The sequence below is a fragment of the Ectopseudomonas chengduensis genome, from assembly GCF_900102635.1.
Taxonomy (GTDB): Bacteria; Pseudomonadota; Gammaproteobacteria; order Pseudomonadales; family Pseudomonadaceae; genus Aquipseudomonas; species Aquipseudomonas chengduensis.
On sequence record NZ_FMZQ01000022.1, the window covers coordinates 1 to 18,966 of the forward strand.

The window sequence follows — 18,966 nt, forward strand, 5'->3', positions numbered from 1 at the left end:
TCTCCCGTTCCAGTCGGTCGATCCTGGCTTCCAGCTCTTGGATTTTCTGCTGTTCGGGAGTCAATGCTTTGCTTTTCGGGGTGACGCCGAGGCGCTCTTCTTGGAGCTGTTTCACCCAGCGGCGCAATGCCGAGTCCACGACGCCCAGCGAACGGCAGGCCTCGATATGGCTGTAGCCTTGATCCAGCACCAAGACCGCAGCCTCTCGCTTGAACTCGGCAGAAAACGTACGTCGTTGCTTACTCATCGAACACCTCTTAGTGGCGAGGATTTTCGCCTAAATTGGTGTCCGGAATCAGCAGACCACTACACGTGGACATCGCCGTTCTCAGGGAACATCAGGGCAAGGGGCTCGGCAAGCGCATCATGGGCGAGATTCTGCAGTTCATCGAAACCCATGTGCCGGAAAGCGGCTACGTGAGCCTTATCGCGGATGGGCCAGCACAAGACCTGTACGCGCAGTTTGGCTTCGTTCACACCGCGCCGCGCTCTGTTGGTATGGCTTACAAACGCCCAAGGCCTGCAGATACCTGAGGTAAGAGTCAGGCCGCGCTAGAAATGACTCCAATCATCTCTACGTCGATGACCGGAGCGGAGCACGACTGCCGCCAATCGCTACCGCCCAGGTCATCCCCTGCGCTTCAGCGCAGCTTTTCCAGCATCTGGTAGTACCACATGCCCGCGGCCAGCATCGGGTTGCCGAGCTGATCGCCGAGCGGCACCTTGATGTGCTTGCAGGCGGCGAAGGTGTCGTATTGCTCCAGGTCGCCGGTGATCGCCTTGGCCATGATCTCGCCCATGATGTGGGTGGTGGCGATACCGTGGCCGGAGTAGCCCTGGCAGTACCAGACGTTGGACGAGAGCTTGCCCAGCTGTGGGATGCGGTTCATCACGATGCCCATGGCGCAGCTCCACTGGTAGTCGATCTGCACGCCCTTGAGTTGCGGGAAGGTGCTCTCGATGCACGGACGCAGCTCGCCGGCGATATCGCGCGAATCACGTCCGGAGTAGTTGCAACCACCGCCGAACAACAGGCGGCCATCGGCGGTCAGGCGGTAGTAGTCGAGCACGAAGCGGCAGTCGTACACCGCCAGGTCCTGCGGGTTGATCTCTTTCGCCAGGTCGCCCAGCGGCGCGGTGGTGACGATGCCGCCCATGGCCGGGAAGATCAGGCCCTTGAGCTTGCGCCGCTCCAGCTTGTGATAGACGTCGCCGGCCAGCAGCACCTGCTTGGCCTCGATCCGCCCGCCCTTGGTGACCACTGCCGGACGCGGGCCGTGGACGATATCCAGCACCTCGGAATGTTCGAAGATCAGCGCGCCCAGGCTCTCGGCGGCCTTGGCCTCACCGATGCACAGGTTGAGTGGATGCAGGTGCATGTTGCGGGTGTTCTTCAGGGCACCGCAATACAGATCGCTGCTTAGCTGGGCACGTACACCGGCCGCGTCGAGCAGGGTGACATCCTCGCCCATGCCACGGCGCAACGCCTCGTCATAGGTCGCCTTGAGCTCATCCATATGGCTGGCTTTCATCGCGGTATGCAGATGGCCGTGCTTGAGGTCGCAGTCGATGCCGTATTTGGCCACGCGGTTCTTGATGATCTCGTGACCGCGCCAGCGCAGGTGCCAGATGAAGTCATCCACCTCATCGCCCAGCGTGTTGCGCATCTGCTTGCGCATGGCCTCGTCGCCGGACAGGCTGCCGGTGACCTGGCCACCGTTGCGCCCGCTGGCACCCCAGCCGACCTTGTTGGTTTCCACCACGGCCACCTTGAGGCCGCGCTCGGCCAGCTCCACGGCGGTGGCAATGCCGGTGAAACCGCCTCCGATGATGGCCACATCCACCGTCACACTGCCCTGCAGCGTCGGGTAGTCGGTCTCGAAATTGAGCGAGGCCGAGTAGTAGGAAGGCGCGCGCTCGACGGCAGGTTTGACGGCTTGGTTGATCGCGTTCATTGCATGTCCTTGTGGCGGCTATGCCGCCGTAGGGTGCGCTGTGCGCACCAGTAAATCCGGAGAATTCGCGGCTAAAGCCGCTCCTACACTGAGCTGAGTCCTGTAGGAGCGGCTGGGCGGCACTCCGCTTTAGCCGCGAGCTTTTCAATTCATGCGCTCAGGCGTTGCTCAGGTACCAGCGCCAATCCTGCTCACCGACTTCGCCCATGAACTGGCGATACTCGGCACGCTTGACCGCGAGAAAGACCTTGAGAAAGTCCGCGCCAAAGGCGTCGCGCGCCCAGTCGGAGCGCTCCAGCGCCTGGATCGAGGCCAGCCACTCGGTCGGTAGCAGGGTCTTGGCCTGGGCATAGCCGTTGCCTTCCACCGGCGCGCCGGGGTCGAGGCGATCAGCGATGCCACGGTGAATCCCGGCGAGAATCGCCGCTGCCGCCAGATAGGGGTTGGCATCAGCACCGCAAATGCGGTGTTCCACATGCCGAGTGGGGGCCGGGCCACCGGGCACGCGCAGGCTGACGGTGCGGTTGTCCACGCCCCAGGTCGGCGCCAGCGGCGCGTAACTGTTGGCCTGGAAACGTCGGTAGGAGTTGGCGTTGGGGCAGAACAGCAGCAGCGAGTCGAGCAGGCTGGCGAGCATGCCGCCAACGGCGTGACGCAGCAGCGGCGTGCCGGCAGGATCCATGCTGGCGAACAGGTTATTGCCCTGCGCATCGGCCAGGCTCACATGCATGTGCATGCCGGTGCCGGCCAAGTGATCGAACGGCTTGGCCATGAAGCAGGCCTGCATCCCGTGGGCATGGGCCACGCCCTTGACCAGGCGCTTGTAGCGTACAGCCTGATCCATCGCCGCCATTACCGGGCCGTGCTCCAGGGTGATTTCCACCTGACCGGGGGCGTATTCGGAAATCGCCGTGCGCGCGGGAATGCCCTGCGCCTTGCAGGCGGCATAGAGATCACGCAGGAAGGGTTCGATCTGCTCCAGCTCGCGCAGACCGTAGACCTGGGTCTGCCGCGGGCGGCCGCCGTCGGCATCCAGCGCTGGCTGCGGGCGGCCCTGGGCATCGCGCTTCTGGTCGAGCAGGTAGAACTCCAGCTCACAGGCCATCACCGGGTAATAGCCCTCGGCTTCGAGCTGCTCGATCACCCGGATCAGCAACTGCCGTGGATCGGCCGGCGTGGCCGGCAGACCTTCGGTCGGGTGCATCGACACCTGCACGGCGGCCGTGGGCATCTGTCGCCAGGGCAGGCGCACCAGGCTGCCGGGCAGCGGATAGGCGCGACAGTCGATATCGCCCACCTCCCAGACCAGGCCGGAATCCTCGACATCCTCGCCTTGGATGGACAGGCCAAGCATGGTGCTCGGCAGCGGCCGGCCGCTCTGGTACAGCGCCAACAGCTCCTCACGGTGCAACAGCTTGCCGCGCGGCACGCCATTGGCGTCGAGGATGAACAGCTCGATCAGCTCGATATCGGGGTTATTCGCCAGGAAGTCCTGAGCTTCCTGCACGGGGGCGAAAGTCGTCATGTTGCGCTCGCTTGCGCCAGTTGGGCGCTCGGTGTCCGCACGGCCCGTTCGATTCTTGAACAGGTTGCACAGGCAGACAAGGTGATAGCAGCGGCTGCGGGCATGGCGCAGCCATCGGTATTCAGCGGGCGGGGACGGCGTCCGGCGGGCGAGCGTGGCGACAATGCCACAGCGCCCAGAAGGCGAGGATGATAGTCAGCAGCGGGTTGAGCCGCTCCAACAAGCGCCGCCGCGCAGGTGCGCGGTACAGCGGAACATGGACTTGGCAGGCCAGGAAGATCATGGCTTGGCAGCGTCGCACAGGGTTTGAGGTGCGTTAAATCGGGTTTTTCATACGCTTGGTTATGCACCCACTAAACAATCCATCGCTAACGCTTAGCCATGGCTCAGGCCAGGCCGTAGGGTGCGCCATGCGCACCAGCTTTCAAGCGGCGCTCAGCAGAACGCGAACAACTCAAGGCTCCGGCCGATAGCCCAGGCGCAAACCGCCCCAATGCTTGCCCTGCACCATGATCGGCACCGACAGGTCGTGCATCAGCTCGCCGGTGTCGCGCATATAGGTCTGCAACAGCAGTGCCTGCCTGTGGCTACCGCAGCGGATGCCGGTGCGGTCGTTGAACAGGCGCTTGCTACGGCTCTTCGTTGCATCTACCGCCGGGTCACCGCTGGGCGGGTGGTTGAACGCGGCGTTATGGGTCGGCACGTAGCCTTCCGGGGTAGTGGAAATGGCGAACACCAACCCTTCATGGCGCTTGAGCAAGGGCTCCTGCAACGCCGGCAGCACCTGGTCGGCATACTGATCGAAGCGCGTGCGGTACTTCTGCGGCTGGGTGCCGGCGATTGGTTGGTAGCGACGGTCGAACAGATCGTCGAGACCGATGCGCCCGGCCTGCAGATCCTGCTCGAACTGCGCCGCGATGGCAGCGGCGCCTTCACGGGCCAGGTCATAGGCACGCTGGTGGTAATCATCCAGACCCACTTCGGCGAGCTGCTCGCTGACGGTCTCGGCCTGGCCGACCAGTTGTTCAGCGGCGTCGGCCAGTTGCCGCGTCTGCCCTTCGCTGCCTTGCACATCGTCCTGCAATTGCAGGGAGGCAGCCGAGAGGCTGGCCAGGCGCTGGTGATTGTCCGCCGTGCCGGCGCTGATCTGCGCCACCTGCTGCTCGACCTCCTCGGCCTGGTCAGCGATGCCGTGCAGGCGGCTACCGGCTGTCTCGATCTGCTGCGCGGCCTGTTCCAGCTCGACGCTCTGACGTTGGATATGAGCGACCACCGCCGCGCTCTGCTGGCGGATGTCGGCGACCATCTGGCTGACTTCCTCGGTGGCGCTGGCAGTGCGCGCGGCAAGGTTGCGCACCTCGTCGGCGACCACGGCAAAACCGCGGCCCATCTCACCGGCGCGGGCGGCCTCGATGGCCGCGTTGAGCGCCAGCAGATTGGTCTGGCTGGCGATGGACTGGATCACCTGGGTGACCTGCTCGATCTGTTCGGTACGGCTACCGAGACCATCGATCAGCTCGCGACTGGCCAGGGTCTGCGCACTGAGCTGCTGCATGCGTTCGATGGCCTGATTGAGTTCGGCCTGACCATTGGCGCTGGCATCACGCACATGGCGGGCCGCGGCCAGGGTCTGCTCGGCACGAGCGGCGCTGTCCTGCTCGGTGTGGGTGATGGCCTCGGCGGCCTGGCTGACCTGCTGCACCGCCGTCAGCTGCGATTGCAGGCGACCGGCCAGATGCTTGACCGCATGGGCCACCTTGGCTGCGGACAGCGCGTTGTGGCAGGTGTGGCGCGACAGCCCGCGGCTGAGCTCGACGAAGTCAGAGCTGGCGACTTGCTGCGCGGCAGGCGAACTGTCGTCGCGACGTTGCCATGGCCCCAGCCAGGGCCACAGCGCCAGCAGCAGGAAGGACAACACACTGACATAGGACGGTAGCTGCACCTGCTGGTAGACCAGCATCAATGCAGCCAGCCCCAGGGCGTGAAGGAGACAGGCAACAGGTGAACGGACAAAGGCAGCTTGCATGACCGACCTCAGAGTTCTTGTTCTGGTGCGCGGCGAGGCGCTGTAGGCGGACGGGGTCACGGCGGGTTCTCTCCTTGAATATCCCACGCAACCTGGGCAGCAGGCTACGTGTACGACAGGCCCGACGAAAAATATGGGTATGCAGGCCGGGCACGATGACCGGGATTCGAGCAGCTTGAAAGCGCCAGCACCATAAAACTTTGGTAGCAACCTGCCATGAATTTGGGCAGTGTCCCTGCAGGCTCAACAAGGCTTCCCCAGCACCGGGGCGCAGCGCCAACACACTCGCTGTATCGACACTTAACTCAGTGGCATTAGCAGGCTGTTGAAAAACCACCTCGGCTCTGGCCTCCCGCATCCGTGCAGCCGTAGCCCGGGTTTTCAGGCCTGCTACCCCACCATGCGATGGCGCTTGACGAAGCGCCGGTCCAGCCAGTCCTTGCAATGCCCGTACAACTGCCCACCCGCACTCCAGTCGTGCCAACCGAGCAGCGCACCGCCATCGCCAGTGGCGAGCAGGGCCAGGCTCTGCCATTGCGCCCGATACTGGCGCAGCGGACGCCCCTGCAGCGCGGCCTGCAGATTGGCGCTGAGTACCGGCGCCTGACGCACTGCGAAACGCCCGCTGCGGCGCATGCCGTCGAGGCTGGCGCTGTCACCGACGGCGAAGATCTGCGCGTGGGACTCGCATTGCAGGGTCGGGCGAATGGCGATGAATCCGGCTGCGTCGCTGGCCAGTTGGCTCGCCGTCAGCCATGGCCAGGGACGCGCACCGCTGGCCAGCAGCAGGCGCCGCCCGCGCCATACCGGCTCGTCACCACTGAGCAGCCAGTCATCCTCGATACGGCCGATCGGGCAATGCTCGCGCACCTGCACGCCGCGCTGACGCAGATGCCCCAGTGCGCGCAGCCGCAGCCCCGGCCCCAGCCCGTCGAGCAGGGTTCCGCCGCAGAACAGCGCCAGCGCCGGTACCTTGCCGGCCAGCGCCAGGGCCAGTTCCACACCACCGGCCCCACCACCGAGAATCGCCATGCGCCGTGGCTCGGCCTGCCATTGCTGCCAGCCTTCGAGCATCCGTTCGATGGGCCTGGCGGCCAACACCTGCATCCCTTCGCCCTGCTGCGGTGGAATGGCCATGCCGGCACCGACGTTGAGCGACAGCCACTCGCTCTGCAGGCTACGGCCGTCTGCGAGCTGCAGGATGCGCGCATCGGCATCGAGCGACGCGATCTCGCCCTCGATCAGCTCGACCTTGGCCGCCCGGCACAGCGGCTGCAACTCCACACGGCAGTCTGCCGGGCTGAAACGGCCGCTGATCAGCCCCGGCAACATGCCGGCGTACCAGGCTTCCGGGCCAGGGCTGAGCAGGCCGATGCGGCCTGGCGGACGCTCCACCAGCGCCCAGCGGCGCAACACGCCAAGGTGGGCATGGCCGGCCCCGGCCAAAATCAGATCGTACTGGGTCATGCGTTGTTGAATCCATCGCGGTATTGGCTCGGCGTCTGGCCGGTCCAGCGTTTGAAGGCTCGGCCGAAGCTGCTGCTGTCGCTGAAGCCGAGCAGATAGGCAATCTCACTGATCGAACAGCGCGGATCGCGCATATGCCGCAACGCCAGGGCGTGGCGCGTCTCACCGAGCAGCGCCTCGTAGCTGGTGCCCTCCTCGGCCAGGTGGCGCTGCAGGCTGCGCAGGCTCAGATGCAGGGTCTGGGCGATACGTTCGGCGGAGGGCTCGCCATCGGGCAATTGCGCCTCCAGGCAGCTGCGCACCCGCTCGCTGCAGCTGGCTGCCTGCAGTTGCTCCAGGCTGCGTCTGAGCACCGTCTCGTTGTGTTCGGCCAGCTCCGGGTTGCCATCGTCCAGCCGTTGTTCGAACGCGGCGCGGGGAAAGCGCAGCAGGCTTTCGTCGGCATCGAACTGCAGCGGTGCGCGAAATACCGCCTGCCAGGGCGCCGGGTCGGTTGGCTGCGGGCGCTGCAATTGCACCAGCAGCGGCGAAAACTCCCGGTTCAGGCGATTGCGACAGCTGCGCACGTAGATCGCGGCAAAGGCGTCCAGCGCTTCGGGTGCGGGCGCAGGGCTGCCTGGCGGTACGCGAAAACGAAATTCGTAGACGTCTTCCAGCTGGCGTAACTCCAGCTGCAGCGCATCGCTGACCACCCGGTGATAACGCACGATGCGCTCGAACATCTCGCGCAGGCTGCTGCTGGCGATCAGCGCATAGCCCAGCGCATGGAAGGTGGTCGGACTGACGAACTGCGAAGTCTTCAGGCCCAGCGCCGGGTCACCACTGGCGGCCACCGCCAACTGCCACAGGCGCGTGGTGACCGACAGCGGGCAGCGCGCGTTGGGGTCGTCGAGCACTGCCGGGTCGAGCCCCGCCTCGCGGCACAGCGCAGCGCTGTCCAGGCCGAGGGCATCGAGCTGCTTGCGCAGGGCGCGGGTCCAGCTGGCCAGGGTGGTGGGTTCGGCGGTCATGCAGATTGGCGTATCCGGTAGGCAGGTTGGCGTGCACGGTCGGGCGCTCTGACGACCGTCACGGCACAGTGAAGTCACAACCCAATAACAAGAGGATGTCGGCATGTCGCCCTCTCCCGCAAGCCTTAATGACCAGCAACGCGCCGCTTATATCCGTGAACAGGTGATGGCCCAGGGCAACGCCCTGCGCCAACGCTACCCGATCCTGCAACATCAGGACGCGCTCGGCGCCGGTATTCTCGCTTTCGCACTGCTCGGCATGCTCGGCTCGGCGGCGTTGTACATCGGCGGCTACCTGGCCTGGTGGGCCTGCCTGCTGCTCAACGCCTTCTTCGCCTCGCTGACCCACGAGCTGGAACACGACCTGATCCATTCGATGTACTTCCGCAAGCGGCCGCTGCCGCACAATCTGATGCTGGCGCTGGTCTGGCTGGCGCGGCCGAGCACCATCAACCCCTGGGTACGCCGCCATCTGCATCTCAATCATCACAAGGTGTCCGGTAGCGAAGCGGACACGGAGGAGCGCGCCATCACCAACGGCGAGCCCTGGGGCATCGCGCGCCTGCTGATGGTCGGCGACAACATGATGAGTTCGTTGATTCGCTGGCTGCGGGCGAAGAACCCCGAACACCGCCGGCTGATCCTCACGCGCACGCTGAAGGTCTACGCGCCGCTGGGGCTGCTCAACTGGGCGACCTGGTACCTGTTCCTCGGTTTCCATCTGCTGGATTGGGCCAGTGCTGCGCTTGGTGCTCCGATCGCCTGGTCGGCCGGCACCCTGAACCTGATGGAGGTGGTGAACGTCGCCGTGGTGGTGCTGGTCGGGCCCAACGTGCTGCGCACCTTCTGCCTGCACTTCGTCAGCTCCAACATGCACTACTACGGTGATGTCGAACCCGGCAACGTGATCCAGCAGACCCAGGTCCTCAACCCCTGGTGGCTGTGGCCGCTGCAGGCGTTCTGCTTCAACTTCGGCAGCAGTCATGCGATCCACCATTTCGTGGTCAAGGAGCCGTTCTATATCCGCCAGCTGACCGTGCCTTTCGCCCACCGGGTGATGCGCGAGATGGGCGTACGCTTCAACGACTTCGGCACCTTCGCCCGTGCCAATCGCTGGACGCGCCGTCAAGAGGCGGGCGAGGAGCGTGCGCAGGCTGCCTGACCCCAGCTGAGGGGGGGTCAGTCATTCGTCGTCGCACGACCCGACGGATGAGACTCGCAGCGCAATCATCGCGCCAGTAGTCGGCTAGAATTGCCCTGCGCCCGACCGCTCCTCAGACCCGACAGCGTCCACCGGACTTCGGCGCCCTCGTAGTTGCCATGAGGCGCCCAGGATGCTTCGACCGCTTCGCTCACTGATCTTGCTGCTTTGCCTGGCCTGCGTCGTGCCGGCCTGGGCGGCCAGTGCGTTGCCGTTACTCAAGCTCAGCGCTGCCGATCTGACCGCGCCGGTGAGCATCGAGCACAGCCTGCTGCTGGAAGACCCCAGCGGCCAGCTGAGCGCCAGCGAGGTACTGCAGCGCATCGCACAAGAGGGTCGCCAGGTTCAGGGCACCGCCCGCATCGGCTATACACGCAGCGCCTGGTGGCTCGCCGTGCAATTGCAGACACCGCCAGCCGAACGCCTGCAACTGATCATCGGCCAGACCTTCCTCGATGATCTGGAGGTCTGGCTGTTCGATGGCGAGCAGTCGCTCGGCCCACTGTACAGCGGCGCAAAACGTCCATTCGCCGAACGTGGCGAGCCCTATCCACAGTTTCTGCTCAACCTGCCGCGCCTGGGCGATGGCCCGCACAGCCTGCTGCTGCGCGTGCAGAGTCATTCGGCGATCAACCTGCCGCTGCAGGTGGTCGGCGCCGAACAGGGCCAACAACTGATCGCCTACAGCTGGCTACAGAGCGGCCTGCTGATCGGCGCCCTGCTCGCGCTGGCACTGTTCTATCTGGTCAAGTACAGCACCCTGCGCGAGGCGCAACTGGCCTACTTCAGCCTCACCTCGTTGTGCGTGGCGCTGTACAACACCAGCCTGTACAACATTGCCGGCCTGCTCTGGCCGCAGTGGACGCTGCTGCCCAAATTGCTGGTCAATCTACCCACCGCCGGGATGATGATCTTCAGCTCGCTGTTCATCGCCAGCGCCCTGGGCCTGCAGCTGGGACGTCTGCGCTGGCTGCGCGATGCCCTGTTCGTGGCTACCCTGCTGGTCAGCATCGGCGGCGTCTTCGTCGACCATCCCCACGCCTACCAGACCCTCAACCTGCTGACGCTGGCTACCGGCCTATATCAACTGCTGCTGATGGTCCTCGGCGTCTATCAGCGCCGCCCTTATGCACCGGGCTATCTGCTGTGCTGGAGCGCTGCACTGGTGCTGATGCTGCTGGTGCCGCTGAGCCGCGCCGGGCTGATTCCGCTGCCCACGGGCTTCTATGCGCTGTACGCCTACCTGCCGGCTTTAAGCATGCTGCTATTCGGCGCACTGCTCGACAAGCAACTGGAGCGGGTGCGCCGTGTGCTGCTGAGCAGCCAGGCGCAGGCCATCGATAATCTGGAGCAATACCAGGCGCTGTTCCGCCACAGCGGCGAAGGCATATTTCGTTGCCATCGCGACGGCCAACTGCTGGAAGCCAACCCGAGCCTGGCGCGTCTGCTCGGTAGCGAGACCCTGCCGGACGATCTCAGCCAGCTGTCACTGCAGAGTCTGGTGGGCGAAACCCAGTGGCGCTGGCTGCTGTTGCAAATCGACGTGCAGGCTGGCGCAGTCAGCTGCGAGTGCCAGCTGTACGACCTCGAACAGCGGCCACGCTGGGTCTACCTGTCGCTGCACCTGCGCCCGCATCAGGAATTCATCGAAGGCATAGTGGTCGACCTCAGCGAGCGCCGCGCACTGGAAGAACGCCTGCAACAGCTCGCCGCCCACGACGCCCTGACCGGCCTGCTCAACCGCCGCGAGCTGGAAAGACTGCTCTCGGAAACGCTCAGCGGCGCAGCCAAACGGCGCTTCAGTCACCTGTTGCTGCTAGGGCTGGACCGCTTCAAGCAGGTCAACGACCTGTGTGGCCACTCCGCCGGCGACCAGTTGCTCAGGCAATTGGCAACCCAGCTCGCGCACCAGTTGCCGCGCCATGCCGAGCTGGCCCGCGTCGGCGGTGACGAGTTCGCCGTGCTGCTGCGCGAGGTCGATGACGAGGCCGCCCTCAAGCAGGCCGAGGCCTTGCGCCGGGCGGTCGAGCAGTTCGTTTTCACCTGGCAAGGGCGCCCCTTCCGTCTCCACACCAGCATCGGCCTGCTCGCCCTCGGCTCTGGCGTGCGCGACTGGGAGACCGCACTGACCTGGGCCAGCAGCGCCAGCCAACTGGCCAAGCACCAGGGCCGCAACCGCGTGTGCCAGTTCAACCCGGAAGATGGCGCGCTGCTCGAACATCAACGCCAGCTGCAATGGATTACCCGCCTGCGTGAAGCCTGCGAACGCGGTCATTTCGAGCTGTTCTTCCAACCCGTACAAGCGCTGCAGAGTGCCACCGCCGGCCTGCACTACGAAGTCCTGCTGCGCTACCGCGATCCGCAGAGTGGCGAGTGGATCAGCCCGGCACAATTTCTCGATGCAGCGGCGCGCTATGACTTTCTCGGCGCCATCGACCGCTGGGTCGTCCAGCATCTGTGCGCCTGGCTGGCCGCCAACCCGCGGCACCTGGCGCAGCTGGCTCAGGTCAACGTCAACCTCAGCGCCAACTCTCTGCTCGATTCCGACTTCCACCGTTTGCTGCAGAATGAGCTGCAGCAGCACGGCCTACCGCCCGGAAAATTCTGCATCGAAGTGACGGAAATGGTCGCCCTGGGTGAGCTGGGCGTCTCCGCCCAGTGGATCGAGGAACTACGCAGCAAGGGGCTGAAAGTCGCCCTGGACGACTTCGGCAGTGGCTTCGCCTCCTACGCTTATCTGCGTCACCTGCCGCTGGATATCCTCAAGATCGATGGCAGCTTTATCAGCGGCATCGAGAACGACCCGATCAACCAGGCCATGGTCGGCTCGATGCGACAGATTGCCGGGCAATTGAGCCTGCTCACCGTCGCCGAATTCGTCGAGACCCAGGCCAGCCTGGACTGCCTGCGCCGCCTCGGCATCGACTATGCCCAGGGCTACTTCGTTGGCCGCCCGCAGCCCTTGCGGCAACTGGCCGACGACGCGCGTCGCCACGACACTCAGGAAGCCTGATAGAGCGCCACCGGTACGCGCTCGAGCAGCGCCAGATCCAAGCGCAACATGCGCACGCAGCGTGCTTCGACCAGGCTGGCTGGTAGCTCGTTGTTCGGCAGGGCCAGCAACAGACCAGTGAGGTTGAGCACCAGCGCCTCACGCGAGAACACGCCGCTGCCCAGGCCATAGAGCGCTGCGATCAGCTCTCGCAGGCCGAACGGCAATCGCCAGCGGATACGCAGGGCCGAACCGAAGCTCGCCGAGCGGCGCAGCATCGCATCGTCGATCTGCTCATTGCTCAGTTCACCACCCGCTTCCTGCCAGTCCTGCAGGCTGCGCAGCAGGGCCAGCTCGCCCAGATTGTGCAGCAGACCGGCGGTATAGCAGAGCTCGGCGTCCAGCTTCAGTTCGAGCGCCAGCCAGCGCGCCAGCTCGGCGCTGCGTCGCGCCTGCTGCCAGGTATGCGCAGCCAATTCTGCCAGGCGTGGGTCACGCAGCTGGGCATTGCGCTGCAGCGCCAGGCCTAGCACCAAATTCAGCGTGCGCGCCACACCCAGGCGCTGCAGCGCCTGGGTCAGGGTATGACAAGGCACACCCTGATGCTGCGCGGCGGTGCTGGCTGCGGCAATCAGCAGCGCGGTGATCTGCGGGTCGCTGCCGAACACCGCCTCCAATTCGCCCAGGTCCTGCTCGCCGGCCTGCAGCCCCTGACTCACGGCATTGCGTACATCGCTGAGCAGCGGTGCACCCTGCCCCTCTTCGCGCACCGTATCGAGATAGTCACGCAGCTCGCTGAGCAACAGCGGCTGACGCACCGCCACCGCAGCCGCAGGCGCGGGCAACAATGTGCGCAGACGCTGACGCAGACTCTCGGCATTGAAGGGCTTGGCCAGATAGGCACTGGGCGCCAGCGGCCGCGCGGCGCGCACGCTGCTGGCATCCAGGCGACCACTGATGAGCACGAACGGCAGCGCCGGTGTACGCGGGTGACGGCGCAACTGGCGCAGCAGCTCCAGGCCGTCGAGCCCCGGAAGCTCGCCATCGGCGATCACCAGATCGGGCAAGCGCCGCTTGCAACGCGCCAGAGCCGCCTGACCATCGCTGACCTGCAGTACACGGGCATCGCCACACACGTCTAGCACCAGTTGCTGCAACAGGTTGGACGTCCAGGGATCCGCCTCGGCAATCAGGACTTCCACACAATGAGCTGAAGCGGTCATGCGAGCCTCTGGGCGAATGACGAACGGAGGATGCCCGAACCCCATGTACCCACATCCACCAAAAAGCTGATGGATGAGTCAGTTCCACGGCAACGGCGCAGTCTAAACCGAGGTGTTGTGTGACGTAAGTCGCAGGTGAGCGAGTTGCGCAAAAAAAATGCGCGACCAATAGCCGCGCAAATGAGCGGCGCAGGCGCGAGTCCGAGCGCTGCCAGGAAACACGGGCAAAAAAAAGCCCGCCGATTAGGGCGGGCTTCTTTGCCAGGCAGCCGATCAATTACTTGATCTTGGCTTCCTTGTACATCACGTGCTTGCGTACGACCGGATCGAATTTCTTGATTTCGATCTTGTCGGGGGTGGTGCGCTTGTTCTTGTCGGTGGTGTAGAAATGGCCGGTACCGGCGCTGGACACCAAACGGATCAGTTCACGCATGACTCTCTCCTTAAACCTTTTCGCCGCGAGCGCGCAGCTCAGCCAGCACTACGTCGATGCCACGCTTGTCGATGACGCGCATGCCTTTGGCAGATACGCGCAGACGCACGAAGCGCTTCTCGGACTCGACCCAGAAGCGATGGTGCTGCAGGTTCGGCAGGAAACGACGACGGGTTTTGTTGTTTGCGTGGGAAATGTTGTTCCCGGTTACCGGACCCTTACCGGTAACTTGACAGACTCTCGACATGCCTCAGCCCTCTAAAACCACATGCCCAACCCGGCATGGGTTGGCCGCTTAAACTCAATGTCATTGGCGCTCGGCGCCGCGTTTCTCGAGGGTCTTACCGGGCGCACTGGATAGCGCAAGAACCGGGCCCCTAGAAAAGAGCGCTGCTTTATACCAGAAAGCCCTGGGAGCAACAAGGAAAAACGCAGGATAAAACCCAACCCCGAGCCAGCAGCCCCGCCGGGGGCCGGCCCGTTGGGGCCTGATCAAGATTTGACCGCTCGTCGCCTCGATCGGGTATTCAGCGCATGGCAAATCGACTAGGGTTGCAAGCTTGCCGTTCACGCCAGGAATGAGGACTTCACCATGCGCCTGTTGCTCGCTGCTCTACTGTGCACCCCGATCCTGGCCCAGGCCGCCACCCTCAGCGTATGCACCGAAGCCAGCCCGGAGGGTTTCGACGTGGTGCAGTACAACTCGCTGACCACCACCAATGCCTCGGCCGACATGCTGATGAACCGTCTGGTGGAATTCGACGCCGAGCAGGGCAAACTGCTGCCGAGCCTGGCGCGCAGCTGGTCGATCTCCGCCGATGGCCTGGTCTACGACTTCACCCTGCGCGACGACGTGCAATTTCACCACAGCGCCGACTTCACGCCCAGCCGCACTCTCGATGCCCGGGACGTGCTGTTCAGCTTCCAGCGCATGCTCGACGAGCAGCACCCCTGGCACGCGGTCGCTGCCAGCGGTTATCCACATGCTCAGTCGATGCAGTGGCCGAGCCTGATCGCCAAGATCGAGGCGCCGGATACGCACCGCGTACGCATCACCCTGAACCGCCGCGATGCGACCTTCCTCGCCACCCTGAGCATGGGCTTCGCTTCGATCTATTCCGCCGAATACGCCGACCAGCTGATGGCCGCCGGCACCCCGCAGAAGCTCAACAGCGCGCCCATCGGCAGCGGTCCGTTCGCCTTCGAGCGTTTCCAGAAGGATGCCGCAGTGCGCTACCGCGCCAACCCGGAGTATTTCGCCGGCAAGCCGGGCGTGGACCGGGTGATCTTCGCCATCACCCCAGACAGCAACGTGCGCCTGCAGAAGCTGCGCCGTGGCGAATGCCAGATCGCTCTGTCGCCGAAACCGCAGGACGTGCAGGCCATCGCCGGCGACGCCAAGCTGAAAAGCGCACAGACCGCCGCGTTCATGACCGCCTTCGTCGGCATCAACAGCCAGCATCCACCACTGGACAAACCGCAAGTGCGCCAGGCGATCAACCTGGCCTTCGACAAGGCCAGCTACGTCAAGGCCGTGTTCGAGGGCAGCGCCGAGCCGGCCAATGGCCCGTACCCGCCGAACACATGGAGCTACGCCAGCGAACTGCCCGGCTATGCGCATGATCCGGCCAAGGCCCGCGCCCTGCTGGCCGAGGCTGGTCTGGCAGAGGGTTTCAAGACCACGATCTGGACCCGCCCCAGCGGCAGCCTGCTCAATCCCAACCCCAGCCTCGGCGCGCAGCTGCTGCAGGCGGATCTGGCCAAGGTGGGCATCGACGCCGAGATTCGCGTGATCGAATGGGGCGAGCTGATCCGCCGCGCCAAGGCCGGCGAGCACGACCTGCTGTTCATGGGCTGGGCTGGCGACAACGGCGACCCGGATAACTTCCTCACCCCGCAATTCGCCTGCGCCTCGGTGCAGTCAGGGCTGAACTTCGCCCGCTACTGCGACGAAACGCTGGACAAGCTGATCGCGGACGGCAAGGCCAGCAGCGACCAGGATGAGCGCAGCCGCCTTTATCACCAGGCGCAGCAGATCATTCAGGAGCAGGCGCTGTGGCTGCCGTTGGCCCACCCGACCGCCTTCGCGCTGCTCAGCGCCAAGGTCGAGGGTTACCAGGTCAGCCCCTTTGGCCGGCAGAATTTCGCTTCGGTACAGATGGCACCATAAGCCGTCATCATGGTGGGCTAAAGCCCACCCTACACGTCACATAAAGACAGGTAGGGCGGGTGCAACCCGCCGCATCGATAACGGCGAGTTGCACCCGCCCTACGCATGTCCCAGCTACATCCAACCCAGCTCGGCCATCGATAGCGGCTCGCCATCGCCGACGATGAAATGGTCGAGCACGCGCACCTCGACCAGCGCCAGAGCATCCTTGAGGCGCTGGGTCAGTACGCGGTCGGCCTGGCTGGGTTCCGACACGCCCGATGGGTGGTTATGGGTAAGGATGACGGCGGCGGCATTGTTGGCCAGCGCTCGCTTGACCACCTGCCTGGGATAAACGCTGGCGCTGTCGATGCTGCCGCGAAACAGCACCTCGAAGGCCAGCACGCGGTGCTTGGCATCGAGAAACAGGCAGCCGAACACCTCATGCGGCTCGTGGCGCAGCTGCGCCTTGAGGTAGTCGCGCACCGCCTGCGGGCTTTCCAGCGCCGAATCGCGGCGCAGGCGCTCGGCCAGGTGCCGTCTGGCCATCTCCAGCACGGCCTGCAGCTGTGCGTACTTGGCTGGGCCCAGGCCCAGGTGCTGGCTGAAGTCGGGCAGATCCGCCTCCAGCAGCGCACGCAGGCTGCCGAACTCGGCGAGCAGCCGGCGCGCCAGATCCACCGCACTGCAACCGGCCACGCCGGTGCGCAGGAAGATTGCCAGTAATTCGGCGTCGGTTAGCGCAGCAGCGCCTTGCGCCAGCAGTTTTTCCCGCGGGCGCTCTGCCGCGGGCCAGTCACGAATGCTCATGTACACCTCCCTATTGAGCCAGGCGCCCGCTGTTCCGCTGCGGGCGCTGTGCTATCGTAGCCCATCTTTTTACACGGGGCCGGCCTGGGGAGGCGTTGGTCACGTGGCGCACATCCACCGGTATATAAAAGGCAGGCCTATGCAGCGGCTGTATCGCAAACGCATCATCGTCGGCGTGGGGGGCGGTATTGCTGCCTACAAGAGCGCCGAACTGGTTCGCCGACTCAAGGATCAAGGCGCCGAAGTCCGCGTGGTGATGACCCAGGGCGGACGCGAGTTCATCACCCCGCTGACCCTGCAGGCCCTGTCCGGCCACCCCGTGCACCTCGACCTGCTCGACCCGGCCGCCGAAGCGGCGATGGGCCATATCGAGCTGGCGCGCTGGGCTGATCTGATCCTCATCGCTCCTGCCACCGCCGACCTTATCGCGCGCCTCGCGCAGGGTGTGGCCAACGACCTGCTGACCACCCTGGTACTGGCTACCGATGCGCCGATTGCTCTGGCTCCGGCGATGAACCAGGCCATGTGGCGCGACGCCGCCACCCAGGCCAACCTCGAACTGCTGCAAAGTCGCGGCATGCGCCTGTTCGGCCCGGCATCCGGCAGCCAGGCCTGTGGCGATGTCGGCCTCGGTCGCATGCTCGAAGCCAATGATCTGGCCCAGCTGGCCGCCGACTGCTTCCAGCGCCAGGCGCTCGATGGCCTGCATATCCTGATCACCGCCGGCCCGACTCAGGAAAACATCGACCCGGTGCGTTACATCACCAACCACAGCTCCGGCAAGATGGGCTTCGCCCTGGCCGAGGCCGCCGCCGAAGCCGGCGCGCGCGTGACCCTGGTCAGCGGTCCGGTGCACCTGCCGACGCCGGACCGGGTCAGCCGCATCGACGTGGTCAGCGCCCGCGACATGCTTGCCGCTTGCGAAGCGGCGATGCCCTGCGACGTGCTGATCGCCGCCGCCGCGGTGGCCGACTACCGCCCGGAAGTGGTAGCCCAGCACAAATTGAAGAAAGACCCCAGCAGTGGCGAAGGGATGCTCCTGCAAATGGTGCGCAACCCGGATATCCTCGCCACCATCGCCGGCCGCGAGGATCGCCCGTTCAGCGTGGGTTTCGCCGCCGAGACCGAGAACCTGCTCGAATATGCCTCGCGCAAGCTGCGCGACAAGAATCTCGACCTGATCGTCGCCAATGACGTGGCCAACCCCAGCATCGGCTTCAATAGTGAAGAGAACGCCATCACCGTGATCGACCGTGGGCTGCAGCAAACCAGTTTCGCCCAGACCAGCAAGGGCAAGATCGCCCGCCAGTTGATCACCCTTATCGCCGAACGACTGAACAAGAACTGACCATGCACGCTCTGCAAGCCAAGATCCTCGATCCCCGCCTCGGCCAGGAATTCCCGCTGCCGCAATACGCCACACCCGGTTCCGCCGGCCTCGACCTGCGCGCCATGCTCAAGGAGCAGATCGTCCTCGAGCCAGGCCAGACCGTGCTGATCCCCACCGGCCTGTCGATCTACATTGGCGACCCTGGCCTGGCCGCGATGATCCTGCCGCGCTCGGGCCTGGGCCACAAACACGGCATCGTGCTCGGCAACCTGGTCGGCCTTATCGACTCGGACTACCAGGGCGAACTGATGGTGTCGTGCTGGAACCGTGGCCAGACGCCTTTCACCATCGCCATCGGCGAGCGCATCGCGCAGTTGGTGCTGGTACCGGTGGTGCAGGCTCACTTCGAGCTGGTCGAGCAGTTCGACGAGACCCAGCGTGGCGCCGGCGGCTTCGGCCACTCCGGTAGCCACTGACTCATACCCCACAGGACGACCCGCCGAGGAGCACCCACGTGAAACTCTTCAAGCGTACTGCCAAGGAAGCCAACACGGCTGCCAGCCTGGTGCCGAGCAAGCCCGAAGGCAAGACGGCGAACACCTTTCTGGGCGCACTGTTACCCGGTCTGCTGGCCGCCGTGATAGGCGGCGCCGCAGGCGCCGCGCTGCTGTGGTTTGCCGACAACAGCAGCAGCCAGGCACGCCAGGCAGAGCTGGTGCAGGTCATTGGCAGCAACCAGGCTGCCGCCGTGCAGCAGGCACTCAAGCAATTGCAGGCCGACAGCCTCGCCACCGCTCGCAACCCAGAGCTGTTGCAAGCCCTGCAAAGCGGCGACAACCTGCGGG

Annotated in this window: 16 protein-coding genes; 6 read left to right on the plus strand and 10 right to left on the minus strand. The window is 64.9% G+C overall.

The genetic code is table 11. The features are described from left to right. Positions 1-247 (minus strand): transposase (locus BLS08_RS23940; RefSeq protein ID WP_139204303.1); only part of this gene is annotated, 247 nt, incomplete at its 3' end. Positions 248-312: 65 nt separating this feature from the next. Between BLS08_RS23940 and BLS08_RS23945 the strand changes: the two genes are divergently transcribed. After that, a complete protein-coding gene (locus BLS08_RS23945) occupies positions 313-534 on the plus strand; it encodes a GNAT family N-acetyltransferase (RefSeq protein ID WP_017676045.1) in 222 nt (73 codons plus the stop codon). Between the two features lie 107 nt (positions 535-641). On the opposite strand, the gene BLS08_RS23950 is transcribed toward BLS08_RS23945, so the two are convergent. The 5 genes from BLS08_RS23950 to BLS08_RS23970 form a co-directional block, all read right to left on the minus strand. Further along, positions 642-1,955, minus strand: coding sequence for an NAD(P)/FAD-dependent oxidoreductase (locus tag BLS08_RS23950; RefSeq protein ID WP_017676046.1), 1,314 nt, complete (start codon positions 1,953-1,955; stop codon positions 642-644). A gap of 157 nt (positions 1,956-2,112) precedes the next feature. Next, positions 2,113-3,480 (minus strand): glutamine synthetase family protein, encoded by a 1,368-nt coding sequence (locus BLS08_RS23955; RefSeq protein ID WP_017676047.1) that lies wholly within the window; start codon positions 3,478-3,480, stop codon positions 2,113-2,115. A 454-nt stretch (positions 3,481-3,934) separates the two neighbouring features. Next, positions 3,935-5,506: a methyl-accepting chemotaxis protein gene (locus BLS08_RS23960; RefSeq protein ID WP_026088486.1), complete on the minus strand. Its 1,572-nt coding sequence runs from the start codon at positions 5,504-5,506 to the stop codon at positions 3,935-3,937. Positions 5,507-5,896: 390 nt separating this feature from the next. Next, the gene (locus BLS08_RS23965) at positions 5,897-6,973 is read right to left on the minus strand and encodes an FAD-dependent oxidoreductase (protein WP_017676049.1); all 1,077 of its coding nucleotides are present in this window, start codon (positions 6,971-6,973) and stop codon (positions 5,897-5,899) included. Continuing rightward, on the minus strand, positions 6,970-7,983 hold the full coding sequence (locus BLS08_RS23970) for an AraC family transcriptional regulator (protein WP_017676050.1): 1,014 nt from the start codon (positions 7,981-7,983) through the stop codon (positions 6,970-6,972). Before BLS08_RS23970 ends, BLS08_RS23965 begins: the two co-directional genes overlap by 4 nt. Before the next feature lie 103 nt (positions 7,984-8,086). Between BLS08_RS23970 and BLS08_RS23975 the strand changes: the two genes are divergently transcribed. Then, the gene (locus tag BLS08_RS23975) at positions 8,087-9,145 is read left to right on the plus strand and encodes a fatty acid desaturase (protein ID WP_017676051.1); all 1,059 of its coding nucleotides are present in this window, start codon (positions 8,087-8,089) and stop codon (positions 9,143-9,145) included. A 172-nt stretch (positions 9,146-9,317) separates the two neighbouring features. After that, a complete protein-coding gene (locus tag BLS08_RS23980; protein WP_017676052.1) occupies positions 9,318-12,197 on the plus strand; it encodes an EAL domain-containing protein in 2,880 nt (959 codons plus the stop codon). On the opposite strand, the gene BLS08_RS23985 is transcribed toward BLS08_RS23980, so the two are convergent. The 3 genes from BLS08_RS23985 to rpmB form a co-directional block, all read right to left on the minus strand. Next, entirely contained in the window at positions 12,185-13,399 is a 1,215-nt protein-coding gene (locus tag BLS08_RS23985) for an HDOD domain-containing protein (RefSeq protein ID WP_017676053.1), read from the minus strand. The two genes, BLS08_RS23980 and BLS08_RS23985, sit on opposite strands and share 13 nt — an antisense overlap. Positions 13,400-13,676: 277 nt before the next feature. Then, complete coding sequence (gene rpmG / locus BLS08_RS23990) at positions 13,677-13,832, minus strand: 50S ribosomal protein L33 (RefSeq protein ID WP_003464575.1); 156 nt, start codon at positions 13,830-13,832, stop codon at positions 13,677-13,679. Between the two features lie 10 nt (positions 13,833-13,842). After that, on the minus strand, positions 13,843-14,079 hold the full coding sequence (rpmB, locus tag BLS08_RS23995; RefSeq protein ID WP_003242523.1) for a 50S ribosomal protein L28: 237 nt from the start codon (positions 14,077-14,079) through the stop codon (positions 13,843-13,845). Between the two features lie 345 nt (positions 14,080-14,424). Here rpmB and BLS08_RS24000 point away from each other — a divergent pair, with 345 nt between their 5' ends. Beyond that, a complete protein-coding gene (locus tag BLS08_RS24000; protein WP_017676054.1) occupies positions 14,425-16,002 on the plus strand; it encodes an ABC transporter substrate-binding protein in 1,578 nt (525 codons plus the stop codon). Positions 16,003-16,116: 114 nt separating this feature from the next. Here the strand turns inward: BLS08_RS24000 and radC are convergent, their stop codons facing one another. Then, positions 16,117-16,791, minus strand: coding sequence for a RadC family protein (gene radC / locus BLS08_RS24005; protein ID WP_017676055.1), 675 nt, complete (start codon positions 16,789-16,791; stop codon positions 16,117-16,119). Positions 16,792-16,930: 139 nt separating this feature from the next. Between radC and coaBC the strand changes: the two genes are divergently transcribed. Both coaBC and dut read left to right on the plus strand, forming a co-directional pair. Further along, positions 16,931-18,139 carry a bifunctional phosphopantothenoylcysteine decarboxylase/phosphopantothenate--cysteine ligase CoaBC gene (coaBC, locus tag BLS08_RS24010; RefSeq protein WP_017676056.1) on the plus strand — a complete coding sequence of 403 codons (1,209 nt, stop codon included), beginning with the start codon at positions 16,931-16,933 and terminating at the stop codon, positions 18,137-18,139. Between the two features lie 2 nt (positions 18,140-18,141). Further along, the gene (gene dut, locus BLS08_RS24015) at positions 18,142-18,597 is read left to right on the plus strand and encodes a dUTP diphosphatase (RefSeq protein WP_017676057.1); all 456 of its coding nucleotides are present in this window, start codon (positions 18,142-18,144) and stop codon (positions 18,595-18,597) included. The last annotated feature ends 369 nt before the right edge of the window (positions 18,598-18,966 follow it).

Coding starts and splice junctions, on each gene's coding strand:
- BLS08_RS23965 (WP_017676049.1), bottom strand. CDS start 6,973: ATGACCCAGTACGATCTGATTTTGGCCGGGGCCGGCCATGCCCACCTT.
- dut (WP_017676057.1), top strand. CDS start 18,142: ATGCACGCTCTGCAAGCCAAGATCCTCGATCCCCGCCTCGGCCAGGAA.
- BLS08_RS23970 (WP_017676050.1), bottom strand. CDS start 7,983: ATGACCGCCGAACCCACCACCCTGGCCAGCTGGACCCGCGCCCTGCGC.
- radC (WP_017676055.1), bottom strand. CDS start 16,791: ATGAGCATTCGTGACTGGCCCGCGGCAGAGCGCCCGCGGGAAAAACTG.
- coaBC (WP_017676056.1), top strand. CDS start 16,931: ATGCAGCGGCTGTATCGCAAACGCATCATCGTCGGCGTGGGGGGCGGT.
- BLS08_RS23980 (WP_017676052.1), top strand. CDS start 9,318: ATGCTTCGACCGCTTCGCTCACTGATCTTGCTGCTTTGCCTGGCCTGC.
- BLS08_RS23985 (WP_017676053.1), bottom strand. CDS start 13,399: ATGACCGCTTCAGCTCATTGTGTGGAAGTCCTGATTGCCGAGGCGGAT.
- BLS08_RS23955 (WP_017676047.1), bottom strand. CDS start 3,480: ATGACGACTTTCGCCCCCGTGCAGGAAGCTCAGGACTTCCTGGCGAAT.
- BLS08_RS24000 (WP_017676054.1), top strand. CDS start 14,425: ATGCGCCTGTTGCTCGCTGCTCTACTGTGCACCCCGATCCTGGCCCAG.
- BLS08_RS23960 (WP_026088486.1), bottom strand. CDS start 5,506: ATGCAAGCTGCCTTTGTCCGTTCACCTGTTGCCTGTCTCCTTCACGCC.
- rpmB (WP_003242523.1), bottom strand. CDS start 14,079: ATGTCGAGAGTCTGTCAAGTTACCGGTAAGGGTCCGGTAACCGGGAAC.
- BLS08_RS23950 (WP_017676046.1), bottom strand. CDS start 1,955: ATGAACGCGATCAACCAAGCCGTCAAACCTGCCGTCGAGCGCGCGCCT.
- BLS08_RS23975 (WP_017676051.1), top strand. CDS start 8,087: ATGTCGCCCTCTCCCGCAAGCCTTAATGACCAGCAACGCGCCGCTTAT.
- rpmG (WP_003464575.1), bottom strand. CDS start 13,832: ATGCGTGAACTGATCCGTTTGGTGTCCAGCGCCGGTACCGGCCATTTC.